General features: G+C 44.8%; 19 protein-coding genes and 1 tRNA gene. 13 read left to right on the top strand and 7 right to left on the bottom strand.

The features are described from left to right. Positions 1–15: 15 nt before the first annotated feature. The gene (locus P8X24_RS09190; RefSeq protein ID WP_372915564.1) at positions 16–1,404 is read right to left on the bottom strand and encodes an ATP-binding protein; all 1,389 of its coding nucleotides are present in this window, start codon (positions 1,402–1,404) and stop codon (positions 16–18) included. Between the two features lie 115 nt (positions 1,405–1,519). Here P8X24_RS09190 and P8X24_RS09185 point away from each other — a divergent pair, with 115 nt between their 5' ends. The 5 genes from P8X24_RS09185 (at position 1,520) to P8X24_RS09165 (ending at position 5,886) form a co-directional block, all read left to right on the top strand. Next, positions 1,520–2,239 (top strand): cytochrome c biogenesis protein CcdA, encoded by a 720-nt coding sequence (locus tag P8X24_RS09185; protein ID WP_372915787.1) that lies wholly within the window; start codon positions 1,520–1,522, stop codon positions 2,237–2,239. 74 nt (positions 2,240–2,313) lie between these two features. After that, the gene (locus P8X24_RS09180; RefSeq protein WP_372915562.1) at positions 2,314–3,006 is read left to right on the top strand and encodes an FmdE family protein; all 693 of its coding nucleotides are present in this window, start codon (positions 2,314–2,316) and stop codon (positions 3,004–3,006) included. Continuing rightward, entirely contained in the window at positions 3,003–4,109 is a 1,107-nt protein-coding gene (locus P8X24_RS09175; protein ID WP_372915560.1) for an iron ABC transporter substrate-binding protein, read from the top strand. Before P8X24_RS09180 ends, P8X24_RS09175 begins: the two co-directional genes overlap by 4 nt. After that, the gene (locus P8X24_RS09170; protein WP_372915558.1) at positions 4,106–5,140 is read left to right on the top strand and encodes a FecCD family ABC transporter permease; all 1,035 of its coding nucleotides are present in this window, start codon (positions 4,106–4,108) and stop codon (positions 5,138–5,140) included. The genes P8X24_RS09175 and P8X24_RS09170 overlap by 4 nt, the downstream gene beginning before the upstream one ends. Further along, positions 5,137–5,886: an ABC transporter ATP-binding protein gene (locus P8X24_RS09165; protein ID WP_372915556.1), complete on the top strand. Its 750-nt coding sequence runs from the start codon at positions 5,137–5,139 to the stop codon at positions 5,884–5,886. The genes P8X24_RS09170 and P8X24_RS09165 overlap by 4 nt, the downstream gene beginning before the upstream one ends. Here P8X24_RS09165 and P8X24_RS09160 read toward each other — a convergent pair. Genes P8X24_RS09160 through P8X24_RS09135 form a run of 6 tightly spaced genes read right to left on the bottom strand, consistent with a single transcriptional unit; the run spans position 5,869 to position 11,018 of the window. After that, positions 5,869–6,720 carry a TatD family hydrolase gene (locus P8X24_RS09160; RefSeq protein WP_372915554.1) on the bottom strand — a complete coding sequence of 284 codons (852 nt, stop codon included), beginning with the start codon at positions 6,718–6,720 and terminating at the stop codon, positions 5,869–5,871. The two genes, P8X24_RS09165 and P8X24_RS09160, sit on opposite strands and share 18 nt — an antisense overlap. Before the next feature lie 20 nt (positions 6,721–6,740). Beyond that, positions 6,741–7,076 (bottom strand): tRNA-binding protein Pbp11, encoded by a 336-nt coding sequence (pbp11, locus tag P8X24_RS09155; protein WP_372915552.1) that lies wholly within the window; start codon positions 7,074–7,076, stop codon positions 6,741–6,743. Position 7,077: 1 nt separating this feature from the next. After that, positions 7,078–8,532 (bottom strand): hypothetical protein, encoded by a 1,455-nt coding sequence (locus P8X24_RS09150; RefSeq protein ID WP_372915550.1) that lies wholly within the window; start codon positions 8,530–8,532, stop codon positions 7,078–7,080. Continuing rightward, positions 8,532–9,293: an ABC transporter ATP-binding protein gene (locus tag P8X24_RS09145; RefSeq protein ID WP_372915548.1), complete on the bottom strand. Its 762-nt coding sequence runs from the start codon at positions 9,291–9,293 to the stop codon at positions 8,532–8,534. Before P8X24_RS09145 ends, P8X24_RS09150 begins: the two co-directional genes overlap by 1 nt. A gap of 43 nt (positions 9,294–9,336) precedes the next feature. Continuing rightward, positions 9,337–10,056: an N-glycosylase/DNA lyase gene (locus P8X24_RS09140; protein WP_372915546.1), complete on the bottom strand. Its 720-nt coding sequence runs from the start codon at positions 10,054–10,056 to the stop codon at positions 9,337–9,339. Next, entirely contained in the window at positions 10,053–11,018 is a 966-nt protein-coding gene (locus tag P8X24_RS09135) for a beta-ribofuranosylaminobenzene 5'-phosphate synthase family protein (protein ID WP_372915544.1), read from the bottom strand. Before P8X24_RS09135 ends, P8X24_RS09140 begins: the two co-directional genes overlap by 4 nt. 98 nt (positions 11,019–11,116) lie before the next feature. Between P8X24_RS09135 and P8X24_RS09130 the strand changes: the two genes are divergently transcribed. The 8 genes from P8X24_RS09130 (at position 11,117) to P8X24_RS09095 (ending at position 17,193) form a co-directional block, all read left to right on the top strand. Then, positions 11,117–11,204: transfer RNA gene (locus P8X24_RS09130), tRNA-Leu, on the top strand. 102 nt (positions 11,205–11,306) lie between these two features. After that, positions 11,307–12,578 carry an ATP-binding protein gene (locus P8X24_RS09125; RefSeq protein WP_372915542.1) on the top strand — a complete coding sequence of 424 codons (1,272 nt, stop codon included), beginning with the start codon at positions 11,307–11,309 and terminating at the stop codon, positions 12,576–12,578. A gap of 69 nt (positions 12,579–12,647) precedes the next feature. Beyond that, a complete protein-coding gene (locus P8X24_RS09120; protein ID WP_372915540.1) occupies positions 12,648–13,421 on the top strand; it encodes a LamB/YcsF family protein in 774 nt (257 codons plus the stop codon). 1 nt (position 13,422) lies between these two features. Then, positions 13,423–13,620: an antitoxin AF2212-like protein gene (locus P8X24_RS09115; RefSeq protein ID WP_372816710.1), complete on the top strand. Its 198-nt coding sequence runs from the start codon at positions 13,423–13,425 to the stop codon at positions 13,618–13,620. Then, positions 13,607–13,987, top strand: coding sequence for a type II toxin-antitoxin system VapC family toxin (locus P8X24_RS09110; protein ID WP_372915538.1), 381 nt, complete (start codon positions 13,607–13,609; stop codon positions 13,985–13,987). The genes P8X24_RS09115 and P8X24_RS09110 overlap by 14 nt, the downstream gene beginning before the upstream one ends. Before the next feature lie 7 nt (positions 13,988–13,994). After that, a complete protein-coding gene (gene pxpB, locus P8X24_RS09105) occupies positions 13,995–14,678 on the top strand; it encodes a 5-oxoprolinase subunit PxpB (protein WP_372915536.1) in 684 nt (227 codons plus the stop codon). Then, entirely contained in the window at positions 14,671–15,660 is a 990-nt protein-coding gene (locus P8X24_RS09100) for a biotin-dependent carboxyltransferase family protein (RefSeq protein WP_372915534.1), read from the top strand. The genes pxpB and P8X24_RS09100 overlap by 8 nt, the downstream gene beginning before the upstream one ends. A 465-nt stretch (positions 15,661–16,125) precedes the next feature. Then, complete coding sequence (locus tag P8X24_RS09095) at positions 16,126–17,193, top strand: DUF1464 family protein (protein WP_372915532.1); 1,068 nt, start codon at positions 16,126–16,128, stop codon at positions 17,191–17,193. The last annotated feature ends 7 nt before the right edge of the window (positions 17,194–17,200 follow it).

The following is a 17,200-nucleotide window of genomic DNA, read 5'->3' as shown; positions in this document are numbered from 1 at the left end:
CCTGATAGATTATCACTAGGCTTGAGAAATTAACTTTATGATATCCTCCTCCCCTATAACCTCAACATCTCCAGGGACGTTCTTAAATTTCCTACCGACTAAAACAAACTTCTTCTCTCCCTTCCATCCGCTCATTTCCGCCTTCCACTTCAGTTCCTCAACTAGTTTCTCTGCATCAATGGCCTTTTTCCGCCACTTAAACTCAGCGAATATGGCCCTCCTACCATCTATTCCCACAAAGTCTATCTCGTATACCTTCCTCTTCCCCTCCTCCCTGTAAAAGCCAAAGTGCTTTCCAAATTTAGAAACTTGGTACTTTAAAGTTAAGATTTCTGCTCCAATTAAGTCAAACCTATTCCCAACGTAGTCCTCTAAGTCCTTCTTAACCTTCCTCCAAAGCTTTTCCCTGTTGATTTCATACTCCGATTGATTAGGATAAATGAACCTAAACCAGAACGCTAGGTACGGGTGAGCAACATAGAGAAGGCATCTCTCATTTATTGGGGAACACGTCCTCCCAACAAGTTCAAAGTACTCCCTGAGCTCATTTAACTGCCTCGTTATACTGGTTTCCTTTCTCCTCAAATGGCTGGCTATTTGAGAAATCGTTGACTTTCCCTCCGCTATTGCTTGGAGTATTGAGTAGTAAGTAGATGATCTACCTCCAAGCTCAAGCGAGAGTATGATCTCAGCCTCGTTCTCAAGGGGAGGAAATTCGGAGAATATAAGTTCCTTCAGGATTTTTTCTGCGCTTTCACCTATTAGCCCTTCATCCTCAATTGCAACCCAGTACTTGGGGTAACCTCCAAACACCGAGTACAGGGTTATGAAATCCGCTATGTCCTCTATTTTAAGCTCTAAGGAAAATCTATATGCCTCTCTAATTCCCAACGGTTTAAGCTTCATAAACTTCTTTATTCTCCCATAAAGAGGTTCCCTTCCATCCTGGAACGTTCTTTTTATTAGCCCCAACGTTGATCCGGTAAGGATTAAGAGGACTTTGGCTTTATCCTCAAACTCGTCAATTTTCCTTTGCAATGTTGAGAACACCGATTTATCCACGAAATGAAAGTCTTGAAATTCATCAAAGGCCACTACACCCTCACACCTAGATAATAGAACGTCAAAGAATTGATCCCATGTTTCGATAACCTCATATTTTCCCAGGAGCTGCTTTTCTTTTAGGATCTCTACAAATTCTTTGAGCAACCTCTCGGAGTTTTTACCTCTATTCACGAAAAAGTAGAGATCATTTTTATTTAGAAACTCCGCAAGTAATCTTGTTTTACCCACTCTCCTATGCCCATAAATAACGAGAACGTACAATCCCCTTCTTGCCCTCTCTCTGGCTTTATTTAACTCCTTGATTTCACGTTCCCTATCTATGAATCTCACTATATTCACCAACTGAATTATTCACCGGCTGAATATATAAGTATTTTTGAGACACTTTTAGTTTTCAACCAAAAATTTTAGAAAGCCCTAAAAACTTTGAAAACTCTCAATAATTGTGCCCAGGATGAAAACTGAGTTCAAGTACCTCCTCCTGATAATTCTCCTGTCCTTTGGTCTAAGTTCAATAACGCTGAGCTTAATTCACCTCCAAAGCTTCATCCCTCAGTTCTTCACCCTCGCAATAGTCGATTCAGTTAATCCCTGCACCTTTGTAGTGTACACCATATTCCTCATAGCACTCTCCGTCAAAGGCCTTCCCAAGAGGGCTTTATACACCGTGGGCCTTGCCTTCATATTCGCAGTCTATGCTTCATACTACACCCTCGGAATAGGCTTAATGATCCTAACCGGAAAGATCCCGACGAGTTGGGCTGGCTATTTGGCAATTGGATTTGGGGCTTATGAGATAATAACGGGACTCCTTGAGAAGTCTAGAACCGTTGGTAAGGGGAGGTTAAGGAAACTTGCCTTTTCAACTGAAGCTACAATAGTTGGAGGCCTAATTCTTGGCTTTACAGTATCAACTACTCTTCTTCCCTGCTCCATGGGGCCCTACATAGTTTTCAACACAATAATATCTAAGATGAAGGCCTTAGCCTACCTACTTTTAGCCTTGTACAACTTGATATTTGTGCTCCCACTCTTCATAATCCTCTTCGCAATGGGGAGCTTGAGCGAGAGCAAGGAATTCTCGAGAGCTATGGTTAGGCACTCTAGGGAACTCTCCGTAATTGCCGGGATTCTCTTAATAGGGATTGGGATATGGGTCTTGTTCAAGTTCTAAACTCATGGTTGATAACACCTACTTTAAAAAACTGTTAAAAATCGTGTTACTCTTTTATTAATTGGTGTGAAAAAGTGCTCAAGTTAAACGAACTCGTTGCAAAGAGAGAGGCTGAGGGAATCCTCGAGTACGCAAAGGAATTCCACGGTCACATCTGTCCTTACCTTGCCCTCGGAATTAGGGCTTCGCTAATAGCGATGGATGAGTTGGGAGTTGGAAGGCTTGACTATTCCGGAAGCGTTGATGAATCAATCCTAGCCATAGTTGAAACGAACAGTTGCTTCACCGACGGTGTCCAAGTAACGACAGGTTGCACCCTCGGGAATAACTCCCTGATTTACATTGATATCGGAAAGACAGCCCTAACACTAGTTAAAAGAGGAAGCTGGGAAGGCGTGAGAGTTTATGCAGATGCTGAGAAGCTCAGAGAGCTTTATCCTTCTAGGGCAACTGAACTCTTCAACAAAGTGGTCAAGGAAAGAAAAGGAACCCTAGAGGAAAGGAAGGAACTATGGAAGTACTGGGAGGAGACTGCGAGGAAGTTTTTGCACCTCCCAAAAGATTACTTCAAGATTGAAAGGGTAAAAGTTCCACCAATAGAGCAAGCCCCAATTTTCGATAGCATTCGCTGTTCTAAGTGTGGTGAGCTTGTAATGGCTCCCAAGATTGTCTATGTAAACGAAAAGCCTTACTGCAAAACCTGTGCTGGGGAGGAAATTCTGGCGGTTGTTGGGAGAGGGATAATTAGCTGGAGGTGCAGTGAATGAGGAAGCTACTAGTTTTTGCGCTCGTGTTTCTAGTTCTTGGTTGTCTAGGTTCTTCAACTCCAACTCGGACTTCCAATATGGTGAAGGTTACAGACATGCTTGGAAGAGCAGTTGAGGTTCCCAAGGAAGTTCACAGGATAGTTGCCGCGGGCCCTGGCTGTTTAAGGCTGATAGTCTACCTCAACGCGAGCTATATGATAATTGGTGTTGAGGACTTCGAAAAGAGGTTCAACTTTGGAAGGCCTTACATCTTAGCTCACCCCGAGCTTAGAAATCTGCCAACGATAGGCCCGGGAGGCCCGGGCAAGTTGCCAAACTTGGAGGAGATAATGAAGCTCAAGCCCGATGTAATATTCATGACGTACGTTGATAAGAAGACCGCAGATGAAATTCAGGAAAAGACGGGAATCCCAGTAGTTGTTCTGAGCTATGGAGAGTTAGCAACTTTCAGGGATGAAGAATTGTTCAAATCACTTGAGCTCGCTGGCAAAATCCTGGGTAAAGAGGAGAGGGCCAAGGAAGTAATTAATTTCATAAAGTCAATTCAAAAGGACTTGGAGGAGAGGACAAGGGACGTAACCCCTAAGACCGTGTACGTTGGTGGGATAGGTTATAAGGGAGCCCATGGAATAGAGAGCACCGAGGCCGATTACCCGCCATTCAAGGCTGTACATGCAGAGAACGTTGCCAGTGTTCTTGGGAAGGGCCACAAGTTTATAGACAAGGAGAAGTTGCTCGAGTGGCAACCTGAGTACCTCTTCATAGACGAAGGAGGGTTAAAGCTTATCCTCGAGGACTACAAGAAGAACCCAGGATTTTACAAGTCCCTAAAGGCAGTTCAAGAAGGTAAAGTGTATGGTCTACTACCATACAACTTCTACGCCACCAACATCGGGACGGCGATGGCCGATGCCTACTTCATAGGTAAGGTTCTGTATCCAGAGAAATTCAAGGACATTGACCCGACGAAAAAGGCGGATGAGATCTATAAGTTCCTAGTGGGTAAGCCAGTCTATTCAATCATGGCGAAGCAGTTCGGTGGATTTGGGAAGATAGATCTTGAGAATGGGAAAGTTACATATTCCCTGCCGGTGAACCCATGATGTACGAAGGATACGTTAGAAAGAGGATCCTCACAGCTCTGGGCCTTCTCTTCCTAATTTTCTTGGTTAGCTTATTTTCCCTCATGAAAGGAGCTTACCCCCTCTCTCCACAAGAGGTTTTGAGTGCCCTGGCGGGTAAAGGTTCGAGGGCGGCAATCTATACGATATGGAACATAAGGCTTCCAAGGATAATTGCGGCAATCCTGGTTGGGGCTTCTCTGGCATTAAGTGGTGCAGTTCTACAGGGGATACTGCGAAATCCTTTGGCAACCCCCTTTACCATGGGAGTTTCTCACGGGGCAATGTTTGGGGCCTCTTTGGCGATAATCCTCGGAGCGGGCTATGCTGAGAGCTCTGGGAGGGTAATAATTGACAACCCTTATGCAATAGTCTTATTTGCATTCATGGGAGCGATGCTGTCAACGATAATCATCGTATCTTTGGCGAAGCTTAAGGGACTGAGCCCCCAGGCGATGATACTTGCCGGAGTTGCCATGAGTTCACTTTTCATGGCCCTAACAACATTAATTCAGTACTTTGCCAACGAGCTTCAGCTCGCGGCCATGGTTTATTGGAGCTTTGGTGATCTGGGAAGGCCCTACTGGAGGGAAGATATAATCATGCTGGTTTCGTTTGTACCTGCAATCGGCTATTTCCTAGCGAGAAGATGGGATCTTAATGCTACATCCATAGGGGATGAAGTTGCGCTTTCCGTAGGTGTTGAAGTTGATAAGTTCAGGATGATCTCCGCTGTCTTATCAGCTTACATTACAGCCGTTAGCGTTGCATTCGTTGGTGTCATAGGCTTCATAGGGCTAATCGCTCCACACGCGATAAGATTGGTATTTGGAGGGGACTACAGGTTCTTAATTCCCCTTTCAACGCTACTTGGCTCCTTAATACTCTTAACCGCGGATACTTTTGCGAGGCTTGCGTTCTCCCCAATGATCCTACCCGTTGGAGTTGTAACTTCATTTTTAGGGGCCCCAATGTTCCTGTACCTCCTGATAAAGATGGAGGGGGTAAGATGAAGGCTTTAGTCCTAGAGGACGTCTCCTTCTCGTACAATGGCCGTTCAATACTCAAGGGGGTAAGCTTTGACGTTGGGGAGGGAGAGTTCCTAGTGATTCTGGGTCCTAACGGGGCAGGAAAGAGTACCCTTCTTAAGTGTATCCTGGGCATGTTGAAGTGCTGGGGGTCAATAAGGATTATGGGTAGGAGCGTGGCAACGCTGAGGAGAGATGAGTTAGCTAGACTAATATCCTATGTTCCTCAGAGGGTTGAGCCGAACTTTTTAAGGGTATTTGATTTCGTGCTCTTGGGCAGGAAGCCGTACATGGGGCTAAGGCCCAGTAATGAGGATATAAAGTCAGTGATAAACGCTCTAAAAACCATGGGCATCGAGAAGCTTGCAGAGAGGCCAACAAGAATGCTCAGCGGAGGAGAACTTCAGAAAGTTGCGATAGCTAGGGCCTTAGCCCAAGATACTCCTATACTTATGCTGGACGAACCAACAAACAACTTGGACCCGAAAAGTCAAATTGAAATCATGAGGCTATTAAGGGAGCTCTCATTGGCTGGTAAAACTGTTATTGCCGTTATGCATGACGTTAACTTAGCTCTAAGATTTGGAGAGAGGTTTATATTCATGAAAAAGGGGGAGATACTTGGGGATTATAGAAAGAACACCATACGGAAAGAAGTTTTCGAAAGAACATTTGATGCAAAAGTTGAGCTCATTGAGACCAAGCACGGGCTGTTATGTTACTTCCTCTAGATCTATGCCATAGACTTTCTTGGGATTCTCTACATGTATCATGTAAACGTCCTCCTCTGTAAACAAGCCCTTTTGCAGGAATTCCTTCGTTCTCCTAGGCACTGTTTTTGGTCCTAAAACTGCCCCCGGCCTCTTCTTGTCATCTATGTAGTCTGTCTCCATAAGGAACCTGTTTCCCTGTTTTATCGCCTCCTCTATGTTCTTCCTGCTGGCTATTATGCTAGGAAATACTCCCACTTCCTCCGCGATCTTCACGAGGGGAGGTGAGAAGTGCTTAACTACCCTATAGGGCTTAATTCCAACTTCCTTAATGTACTCACCTAACTCTTTAAACTTCTCCTCGTTGAAGCTCTCGGTATGAAGCTGAACGGCACAGTCGGCATCTCTGGCTAGGGCCATCGAGTACTTCATCACCTCTATGCTTGCATCCCATATATCCTGGGGAACCTCGTAGTGGGGTCTCCCCACCTCTCCAATTCCGATGGCCTTTCCCTCTAGGCACAGCTTTTGAGCGTATTCTAGGGCTTTCATAACCTCATTCTTAGCGTGCTCCAATCCTTTATTTCTAGCAAGGTAATCGAATTCCGCTGGATGAACTCCGACGACAGCGAAGGCCCTAACTTTTGTCTCCCGGTTTATTCTCTCCACTAACTTAACGTGAAAGTCCATGGCCTTCATGAAGTCCTCCGCTCTAATCCCAGGAAACCCATAATCGTGAGCGCTCTTATAGACCACGATTAAGTGAGTACCTCCTGCTCTATAGAACTGCTTGACGGCCTCAAGGAATATCCCGTTATTAGGATCTACGTGAAAGTGATTGTCGAGAATTATCATTCCTCTTATCACCTCCCTCTCTAGACCGAGTATACTTCAAGCATTTCCCCTTTTTCAACTTCTATTGAGCCATCGAGTACCAGTGCAACTTTGTCCCCAGGAATTGCGAACTCTATCTCCTTCCTTTCTTTTTGGATCTTCATTATTGGAACTTTTTTCCTGCCCTTCTTGAGCTTGTACCCAACCCTCACTATTCCATCCTCAACCCTACAGATCACAGCGTCCCATGAACCAACCTTGAGTTTTCTCTCTACTTTAACTTTACCAACTAAGTACTTTTCTGCTCCCCTCTCCTGAAAGTCAAGTTCCTCGCTTTTACTCTTCTTGAATATCTTCTTTAAGATTTTCTTCAGCATATCAAACCCTCCATAGGACTGTTAAAGCTACCATGATGTATACAACTCCCAAGCCAAGGTACACATAAGGGGATCCAGCGAAGAAGAGTATTATACCGGCTAAGGCTATGGGCACTGCCATTAAGAGGATAAGCAATAGGCTATCAGTAACTCCAAAGTTTGGCATTTCAACTTCCCTGATCTTCATGCTAGTGTATCCAACGCCGATGGCAGCTCCTAATAAGGGTGAAAATACGTAAGGAGTTAGATAAAAAGCCTCTTTTCCCTTAAGGATAAGTACAACTACGAGCATTATGACTTCAAGTACCAGAGGGAGGAAGGCCATTGTAAGAGCTTTCGACTTAAGGTACTGGCGTTTAGTTATAGGAAGAGACCTTAGGACTTCAAATGCTTCCATGTCGACTTTAAATGATGCATCTAAGGATACCATGCTGAGCATTCCTATTGATAGCATAAGGAGGGCTCCTTGAAGGAGGGGAAAACCAGATTTAAACGCCATATATATAAACCATATAGTCATCGTCACGGGAGCAAGGAAACTACCCAATAGCTGAGTTTTTCTGAATATTATTTTGTAGTCCTTCTCAAATAGGGCCAAGCTTGGCATCCTCGTTAGTAGTTTGTACTTGGTTTTAGCTTTTCCATAAACTTTGACTCCTTCGATGCTCTCCCAAAGCTTCCTCATTGAGTACAGGTACAGTAGTCCAAAGGGGACTCCATAAGCTAGCAACATTATGAAAGATTTCAATGGATCGTAAACCGTTGAAGCTACCATGGGGAATGCAATGTAGTACTTCCTGAAGAGTGGGGCAATCACCCTTATATTTTCCTCTATAAACCGGGCGAGGAGTTGGACAATTAAGTAGATTCCCACCATAAACAAGAGGCCGAACACCTTAGCCAAGTTCCTGATTATACTTCCCCTTCCGACGTGAACACCTCCGAACTTAACTTGGATGAACAAGCCTATAGCGTGCCCCATTACGAGGGTCACGAAAACCCATGCAATTCCCATAACTGTGGCAATAGCATCATCCAGGAAGAATGCCGAGGGAAGCATTAAGAATAAAGCTGGAAGCACTTCAATAAAGATTGCTAGCGAAACGAGCAGATTCAAGTTCTTTATTGGCAGGGGTTTTAGTGGCTCGAACACTCTTCCCGACTGAAGGTAGGAGGCGGTTAGACCAGTTGAGTAGATTGAATATATTAGGGGTACTGGAAGGAGTGATGCAAAAGCTATTCCCTTAACATCCTTGGGAGCAAGTGCAACACTTATGCCAAGGAGGATTCCCATTATAAGCATCCAGAGGGCCTGAAGACCTAAGCCGAGTTTTATGTTGGCTTGCCACTTTAGTGAGTCCTCAAACTTCTTTTTATTGGAGGATACAGTGACGTTCTCTTTTAGCATTCTGTAGTGAACCTCCCTGTAGATCACCTTTATCATTTCCCACAGCATCATAGCGCCTCCTTCAGTGCTGAAACCAGCAGTACCACTTCCTCCTTTGCTTGGGTGAGCTTTAGGAACACATCCTCTAAGCTCTCTTCTTTTGCCAGCTTTTTGAGGTCATCAACCGTTCCTTCTGCGATTATCTTTCCCTGATAAAGCAAACCTATTCTATCACAGATTATCTCCGCTAATGCGAGAACGTGGGTGGAGAATACTATGACTTTTCCTTCCTTTTTGAATTCCATTAAAAGTTCCCTAAATATCCTAGCGCTTTTAGGATCAAGCCCATTCATGGCTTCATCAAGTATGAGAACCTTTGGATCATGCAACAACGCGGAAATTAGGGACACTTTCTGCCTCGTTCCAAAGCTTAGAGTTCCTATGAGCTGGTTCATATACTCCTCAATGCCGAAGGCTTCCACGAGTTTGTCAACCCTCTCCTGCAGAATATCCTGTGGAATTCTTCTTATGCTCCCTATGAGGCTGAAGAATTCTGCGGGGGTTAGACTTTCATACAAAGCTGGAGTCTCGGGGACATATCCTGTGATCTCTTTAACTTTGAGCTGATCTTTACTTACATCAATTCCCTCAACGATGACCCTTCCGCTTGTGGGAGTAATTATTCCAGCCAAAATTTTCATTGTAGTTGATTTCCCGCTCCCGTTTGGTCCAAGCAGACCGTAGATTTCACCATTGTCAACCTTAAAGCTTATCCCCCTTACCGCTTCATTTGAACCGAAAACCTTCCTAAGGTTCTCAACTACTATCATGCAACTCCCCAAGAATAATTCCGATTGAGGTTAATAAGTTTAATTATTTAATGAGCTTGTAAAGCTTGAGAAGCTTAAGGCGGAGAGGTTCTGGAGCTTTGTGGACATCAGCACCCCCAAGTACCGGCCAGATTATCGAGTCTATGTGTAGGGGAGGCACACCTGTCTGCCTTGCAATCTTTCCCCAGAACTTCCTGGGACTTTCTTGGGTTAGCTTTCTGGTGACCCTAATTATTCTAACGTCTTCCGGAATTGGTATCTCCATTGGGTAGGGGATGAACTCTGAGAACACAATCCTCGAGGCATACCCAAACATTTTCACGGCAAAGACCACCGTCTTCTTCTCTCTTTCAGATCCTACAGCTTTTGCAAGGGCAATCCAAAAGCCCCTCATATTCTCATAATATCTACTAAGTTCCTCCAAGGAGAGGGGATTCAAAAAGCCTTCCAGCCTTTTTATCCGCCTCAGCTTCTGCTCTACTAACCTCTTGTTGTATCTCGAAGTAGGTAGGAAAGTTGAATAAGCCTCATAAAGGGAGGTAACTTCAACGTTCGAGAAGTGCCTAGCAAACTCCCACCACCACTGCTCTCCCCTTCCGGTGAGCTGATAGCTAATTAATGCGTTGGCTACTACGAGCTTTATGAAGACTTCACTATCTTGACGTTCGCTTAAGTATTTTAAGGCTTGAAATTGCTCGTCAAGGTTCTCCTCTATGTACCTAGCTCCCCCTATTCCGATTTCCCTTATCAGCTCAGCTATCATCTCACACCACTTATCAGCCTCTCTAGGAACAAGTTCTCTCCTAGGACTTCGGCCCCCTTGTTCCTTGGAACTCCGAGCTCTACCTCAGCTTTTATTCCCTGATCTTTAAGGAAGTCCAAAAGCTTCGCCTTAACTTTGGTGAACTCCTCCCTTCTTATGAGGCCATAAACCGTTGGCCCCCAGCTACTTTGACCCGCTCCATATGTTATCCGATTTAACTCGTCAACTATCATTCTTATATCCTCCCTGAACGTTCCTCCCTGAAAGGCGCTGAAGTGCTTCCCTACGAGCATTTGGATTTCGCTGAGATTTCTTCCAAACTCCTCTATGTCCCTCTCCACGAGGGCTGGGAGAAGGCCAAAGATGATCCTATATGTTATCTCCCTTCCAGCTTGTGGATCCCCAAGCTTCTCGGTGAGTATTTCATTCTCCTCCTCTTCACTTAAGCCCCTCTTCATCCTGGGAATCACGAGAACAAAGGCCCAATCTTCAGGGAACTCGTGCCTTATAATTAGGGGGGGAATTGAGTCCCTAACGCCTCCATCTATTACCAATCCTCCGTATTTGAAGGTATACAGCCCAGCTCCGCTCTCCTTAGCCCTTCCCAAAACCTTTGCAACTTCCTCTATTGGAACATCCTTTTTTGCAAGCTTTAAAATCCCAGAAGCAATGCCTAGAGCAAGCTGTGTGGTTGAGCCGAGGCCAACGTGCCTTGGAATGCTTCTCCTAACCTCTATGTGAAAGTCCACACCGATCTCGTAGTGGAGGTTAATCTCTTCTACGACCTTTTCTATTATTTTTCTGTCTTCTTCATTAGCCTCGATGCTTAGGCCGCCAGCGGGAGTTATCTTTATTTCATATCCTTCATCCAAAGCCAAGCCTATACTCCCAAATCTCCTTCCTAAATCGCCACTCGGATCTATAATTCCAAGATGAAGTCTTTTTGGTGTCCTAACTATCATTTTTATCCCTAGGAGATCTAAAAGGAATATCTCTTAATGCTTTCGTTAAAGTGCGAAAAGTTTATAAGATCCATTTTAAGGAGTATTGACGGGACGGAGCGGGGGTTGCCGAGCCTGGTCAAAGGCGCGGGATTGAGGGTCCCGTCCCGTAGGGGTTCCGGGGTTCAAATCCCCGCCCCCGCACCAACTCTTCTCGAAAAGTTAAAGGCTTGGGTTAATATCTTGATGGCATGAACTATGTGAATAGTAACCACAAAGTTTTTAGTGAAATATGTGGTTAATAATCACATGTTTGATGTTGAGTCATTGAAGAGGATAGTCATTACCCAGAGGGAAGAAATTGAAGAGTTTATGGAGAGGGAGAATATCATTGAAAGGGAGATCGACAAGGAGGCTTTGTTGAGCTTCCTCTCTTATCCAAATATACTTGCAATTCTCGGGGTGAGGAGATCGGGAAAATCTGTTCTTACGTGGCTACTTATGAGGGATAAGAAATTTGCTTACATAAACTTCTTTGATGAAAGATTACTTTCCTTTTCTCCTAATGATTATGAAAAGCTGATGCAGGCATTCTATGAGCTGTATGGGGATGTTGAGTATTTTGTTTTCGACGAGATCCAGAGCGTAAAAGGTTGGGAGAGATTTCTTTCAAGGATAAGAACCACAAAGAAGATCATAGTTACTGGAAGTAGCTCCTCTTTACTTTCAGGCGAGCTTTCAACTTCCCTAACTGGGAGATATGTAGGCTTCACGCTGTATCCCTTCAGCTTTAGGGAGTTTTTGAAATTCAAGGGAGTTGAGCTGGAAAAAAACTGGGTGTATTCAACAAAAAGCATCGCGAAAATAAAGCGGCTTTTAGAAGAATACATAAAAATTGGAGGTTTTCCTGAAGCACTAAAGTTTGGTCGGGTTTACCTGCAGACTATATACAGGGATATAGTTGAACGGGACGTTATCATGAGACATAATATAAGGGAAGTTCAAGCTATTAAGGAACTTGCCCTCTATTTACTTTCCAACTTTTCAAGGGAAATCACCTATAGTAAGTTAAAGAATGTGATTGGGCTGAAGGATGTTCACACGATTAGAAACTTCGTTGGCTACTTAGAGGACGCTTATCTGATTTTCCAACTAAAAAGGTTCTCTCCCAAGCTGAAAAGTCAAATATTATCTCCTAGGAAAGTTTATGCCATTGATAGCGGAATTATAAACTCCGTTGCATTTAGGCCTACTAGGAACATGGGCAGGCTTTTAGAGAACATAGTTTTTGTGGAGATCTTAAGAAGAATTAGTTATTCCTTCTCAAACAGGGAAGTATACTACTGGAAGGATAGGGAAGGTGAAGTTGATTTTGTTATTAAAGAAGGCAACAAGGTCATTCAACTTATTCAGGTAACATATGAACTGAATGATGAGAATTATAGGAGGGAAGTTGATGCCCTTCTTAGGGCGTCGAAGGAACTCAAATGTAACAACCTCTTGATAATAACCTGGGATCAGGATGAAACTCTCGAAGGCAACATTAGGGTCGTTCCCCTATGGAAGTGGCTTCTTATTTAATTCCTTAATTGTTTAATTATGTAATTTAACGTTAAGAACTCCTTGCCTTAACTTTCCTTGGGGATTCCCATGAAAGTAGATCTAAACTCCGACCTTGGAGAAAGCTTTGGAAGGTACAAGCTTGGCCTAGATGAGGAAGTAATGAAGTACATAACATCAGCAAACGTTGCCTGCGGATGGCATGCTGGAGATCCACTAGTCATGAGGAAGACTGTAAGGTTGGCAAAGGAGAACGGAGTTGAGGTAGGTGCCCACCCAGGGTACCCCGATCTAATGGGCTTCGGCAGGAGGTACATGAAGCTGACCCCTGAAGAGGCTAGAAACTACATCTTGTATCAGATAGGTGCATTATATGCATTCGTTAAGGCCGAGGGGCTTGAACTTCAGCATGTAAAGCCTCACGGGGCTTTGTACAATGCCATGGTTAAGGAGGAAGACCTAGCGAGAGCAGTTATCGAGGGAATCCTCGACTTTGATAAAAATCTCATTCTAGTCACACTATCAAATTCAAGGGTTGCAGAGATAGCGGAGGAGATGGGTCTTAAGGTTGCACATGAGGTCTTTGCCGACAGAGCCTACAATCCTGACGGAACCCTTGTTCCAAGAGGTCGACCTGGAGCAGTGATCCACGACAAGGAGGAAATAGCGGAGAGGGTAATTTCGATGGTCAGGGATGGAGGAGTTAAGGCAATAAACGGGGAGTGGGTCGAGCTAAAGGTTGACACGATATGCGTTCACGGAGATACTCCAAAGGCCGTGGAGATAACAGCGTACATAAGGAAAAAGCTCGAAGAGGAAGGTGTAAAAATAGTTCCCCTTAGAGATATCATTGGAGGGGTCTAATATGATCACACTCAAAGCAATTTATGAGAAAGGGGTCCTAAAACTTGAAAAAAAGCTCAACATCCCGGATAAGAGAACTGTTAAGGTCATAATTATTGACGAATTCGCCAAGGATCTTGAAGATGTCTTTGGACTTTTTAAAGAAGAAATAAACCTGGAGGAACTTCGAAAGGAGTGGGAGAGAGATGTATCTAATTGATACGGATGTACTAATCCACGTCCTAAGAGGTATGAAAGAGGCTAAGGAATTTTTGTTAGAAATAGCTGATGAAGGACTTTTTATTTCAGTTATAACACTTTCGGAACTGTTATCTGGAAAAGAGACTAGAGATCCCGTGAAAAAGGAAAAGCTCCTCAGATTTTTGAGGAAGCACTTTCAGATACTCCCCATTGACGAAGAAATAGGAATCCTCGGTGGCGAAATTAGGCGAGATTACAATATAGGGCTTGGTGATGCCATTATTGCAGCAACTGCTATTGTGCATGGCTTATCGGTAGTTACGGGAAATATTAGGCACTTCTCAAAGGTTGAAGGTCTGCGCGTGATAAAACCACCCTACAGGTGATATTGTAATGTTAACCATAAGGTTACTCGGTGACTCTGGCGTTCTAATTTCCTTTGGGGAGGTGATAGATGAAGAGATCAATAAGAGGATTCATGCAATCGCTCAGGCGATAGAAAAGGATAAACCGGGGTGGCTCGTTGAAGTTGTTCCAGCTTATTCCTCCCTCGCAATCTACTACGACCCAACCCTGATAACGCACGAAGAAGTTATCTCGTACGTTTCCGGTTTAAAGTTCAACGTGGAGGATGTAAAGGGCAGGAAGATTGAGATTCCAGTGGCTTATGGAGGAGACTTCGGGCCCGATATAGAGTTCGTGGCAGAGCATAACGGCCTCACGGTTGATGATGTCATTGAGATTCACTCCAAGCCACTTTACAGGGTCTACTTCCTGGGCTTCCTCCCTGGGTTCGCGTACTTGGGGGGCATGGACGAGAGGATAGCTACCCCAAGGCTCGAGAAGCCCAGAACCAAGGTTCCCGCCGGAAGCGTTGGGATAGCAGGAAAGCAGACCGGATGGTATGCAATAGAGAGCCCGGGAGGATGGAGGATAATTGGAAGGACACCCTTGAGGACATTCAACCCCGAGAGAGTTCCGCCAAGCATAGTCCTCCCTGGGGACTACGTCAAGTTCGTTCCCATAGACGAGAAGGAGTTCTGGGAAATCTATAGGGAGGAGTGGGGAAATGATTGAGATAGTTGCAACCCCAAGTCCTGTGATGATCCAAGATCTTGGGAGAGTTGGCTACCAGAAGTTTGGAGTTCCAGTGAGCGGTGTCATGGATGAAGTATCCGCGAGGCTAGCGAATTATCTCGTCGGCAATCCCGACAATTACCCAGTAATAGAGTTCACGGTCGGTGGGCTTATCCTGAAGTTCCACTCTTCCTCGGTGTTTGCGGTAACTGGAGAGGCCGAAGTCATCCTCAATGATTATCCCCTCGAGCCATGGAAGAGCTACTGGGCGAAGAGTGGTGATGTGCTAAAGGTTAGGCTCAGGAAGGGGATGTATGGATACATAGCCTTTGCGGGAGGGATAGAGTGCCCCAGGATCTTGGGTAGCTGTTCAACGTACGTAAGGGCAAAATTCGGAAGGCCACTGAAACCTGGGGACAGGCTTTCCTTGGGATATGCAATACTAACAGGCAAAGCCGGTAAGTCCATACCGAGGGAATTCATTCCCAATCTATGGGGTGACAAAACCGTTAGGGTGGTTTTGGGACCAAATATAGAGCACTTCACAGCCCAGGGAATCAGAACTTTTCTTTCATCTGAATATGAGGTTACCCCAGAATCGGACAGGATGGGGTACAGACTTGAAGGACCCAGAATTGAGCACTCTGAGAGGGGGGCTGGGATAGTCACTGAGCCGATTCCTCTCGGTGCGGTTCAGGTGCCGGCGAACGGAAAGCCGATAATAATGCTCGCCGATAGGCAGACGACTGGAGGCTACGCTAAGATCGCCACCGTCATAAGGGCTGACATTCCAAAGGTCGCACAAACGAGGCCCGGAGAAAAGCTGAAGTTTAGGCCTATCAGCGTTCAAAAGGCCATAGAGGATCTGAGAAGGAGAGAGATAACTATGAAAGCCCTAAGAAAGGCACTCAACGATGAATGGTTTCTCTACAGGATAAAGGTTGTAGGGAAGGAATTCCTTGCTTTCTCTGGAGAGGATTAATCATCAGGCTCACCTCCTTAATACAAGGGCCAGTTCCAAGGACATGAAATTTTGAATTGCCCCCAAATACAAAAGAAAAAATAATAACGATCTAACCTATTGTAGCTTTCTCAAAGCCCACCATTGCAATCCCGACGAGTATGAATGCTAAAACACTGAGCACGCCGAGGTTAACAGCAAGTGAAAACTTTGCCACACTAGGCCCAACAACGAAGTGCCTTGCTCCATCCACTGCATACGTGAGAGGATTAAATGTAGGCGTCGTCTCGGAGAAACGCTTGAGGAAGAGGGCGTTGAGGAAGTCTCGCTCTATGGCATGAGCGGGCGGATTGGGTTCGTACCTCTTGCAAAGTGGCTTTTAAAGGGAAAAGGCTTATTTCCAATGAAGCTGAAGTTTGAAATTAATGTTCAAGTCTCGGTTAGTATTTTAAATAGTTTATTCCCTTTCTTTTCTTGGGAGAAGAAATGAGGAGTGTAGGTGTTGACCCAGGAACGAAAAGCTTTGATGTTGTTGGGCTTGAAGACGGAAGAGTAAAGCTTGACCTCAGCTTCCCAAGTGAGGTTGTTGCAGAAGAACCAAGTAGAATAGTCAAGGCGATAGAAGATTTCAACGCGGACATTATCATTGGACCCTCCGGATATGGCGTTCCCCTTAAGCACATAAAAGACCTCACTGAGAGAGACCGCTTTGAAATGACGCTTGTTAGAGAAGATGAGATGAAAGAAATACCTGTCCTCATTGGACTTCAAAAAATGATTAATGAGATGGCAGAAAAGAACATGAACGTGTGGTTCATTCCCGGCACTATTCACCTTCCCACGGTTCCTGAGTGGAGGAAGTACAACAAGATTGACATGGGGACAGCAGATAAAATGGCAATCACGGTTCTTGGCATCTATGATCAAGCAAAAAGACTGGGAATAGAGTACAGTGAAGTGTCCTTCGTTCTGTTGGAGGTTGGGTTCGGGTACAACTATGCCGGAGCCGTTAAGAACGGGAAGATAGTGGATGGAATTGGGGGAACAATATTTCCTGGGCCCGCTTATGTCAACAGTGGAGCGTTAGATGGTGAAGTTGCTTATCTAATGAAGAGTGTCAAAAAGAAACACTTATTCTGGGGAGGGGCTTCCATAATAGCCACTGGGAAAATTTTACCGCCAGAAGAGTTTGCAAAGCGTTTGGACGAAGAGCCTTTCGCAAAAGCATGGGAAGCAATGAAAGACGGGTTTCTTAAGGCAGTTGCTAGTGAGCTTGCAGTTGTAGGTGATGCAAGGGAAATAATCCTTTCTGGCAGGCTTATGCGCATCGAAGAGCTTAGGAAAGATGTTAAAGACCTCTTCGAGGACAAGTTTGGCTTTCCAGTGGTTAAACTCAAGGGATTAGAAGGAAAAGCAAAGGAGGCAGCCCAGGGGAGTGCAATAATCGGCGACGGACTTGCCGGTGGAGAATTTAGGGAACTTGTCGAGCATGTGGAGATAAAGAAGAGTTATGGAAGCATTCTCGACTACGTGAAGCTTCCCTTGAATGTTTAACTTCTCC

The organism is Pyrococcus kukulkanii, assembly GCF_041647995.1.
Taxonomy (GTDB): domain Archaea; phylum Methanobacteriota_B; class Thermococci; order Thermococcales; family Thermococcaceae; genus Pyrococcus.
The sequence above is the reverse complement of the archived record's forward strand: the minus strand, read 5'-3'. Positions and strand labels throughout refer to the sequence as shown.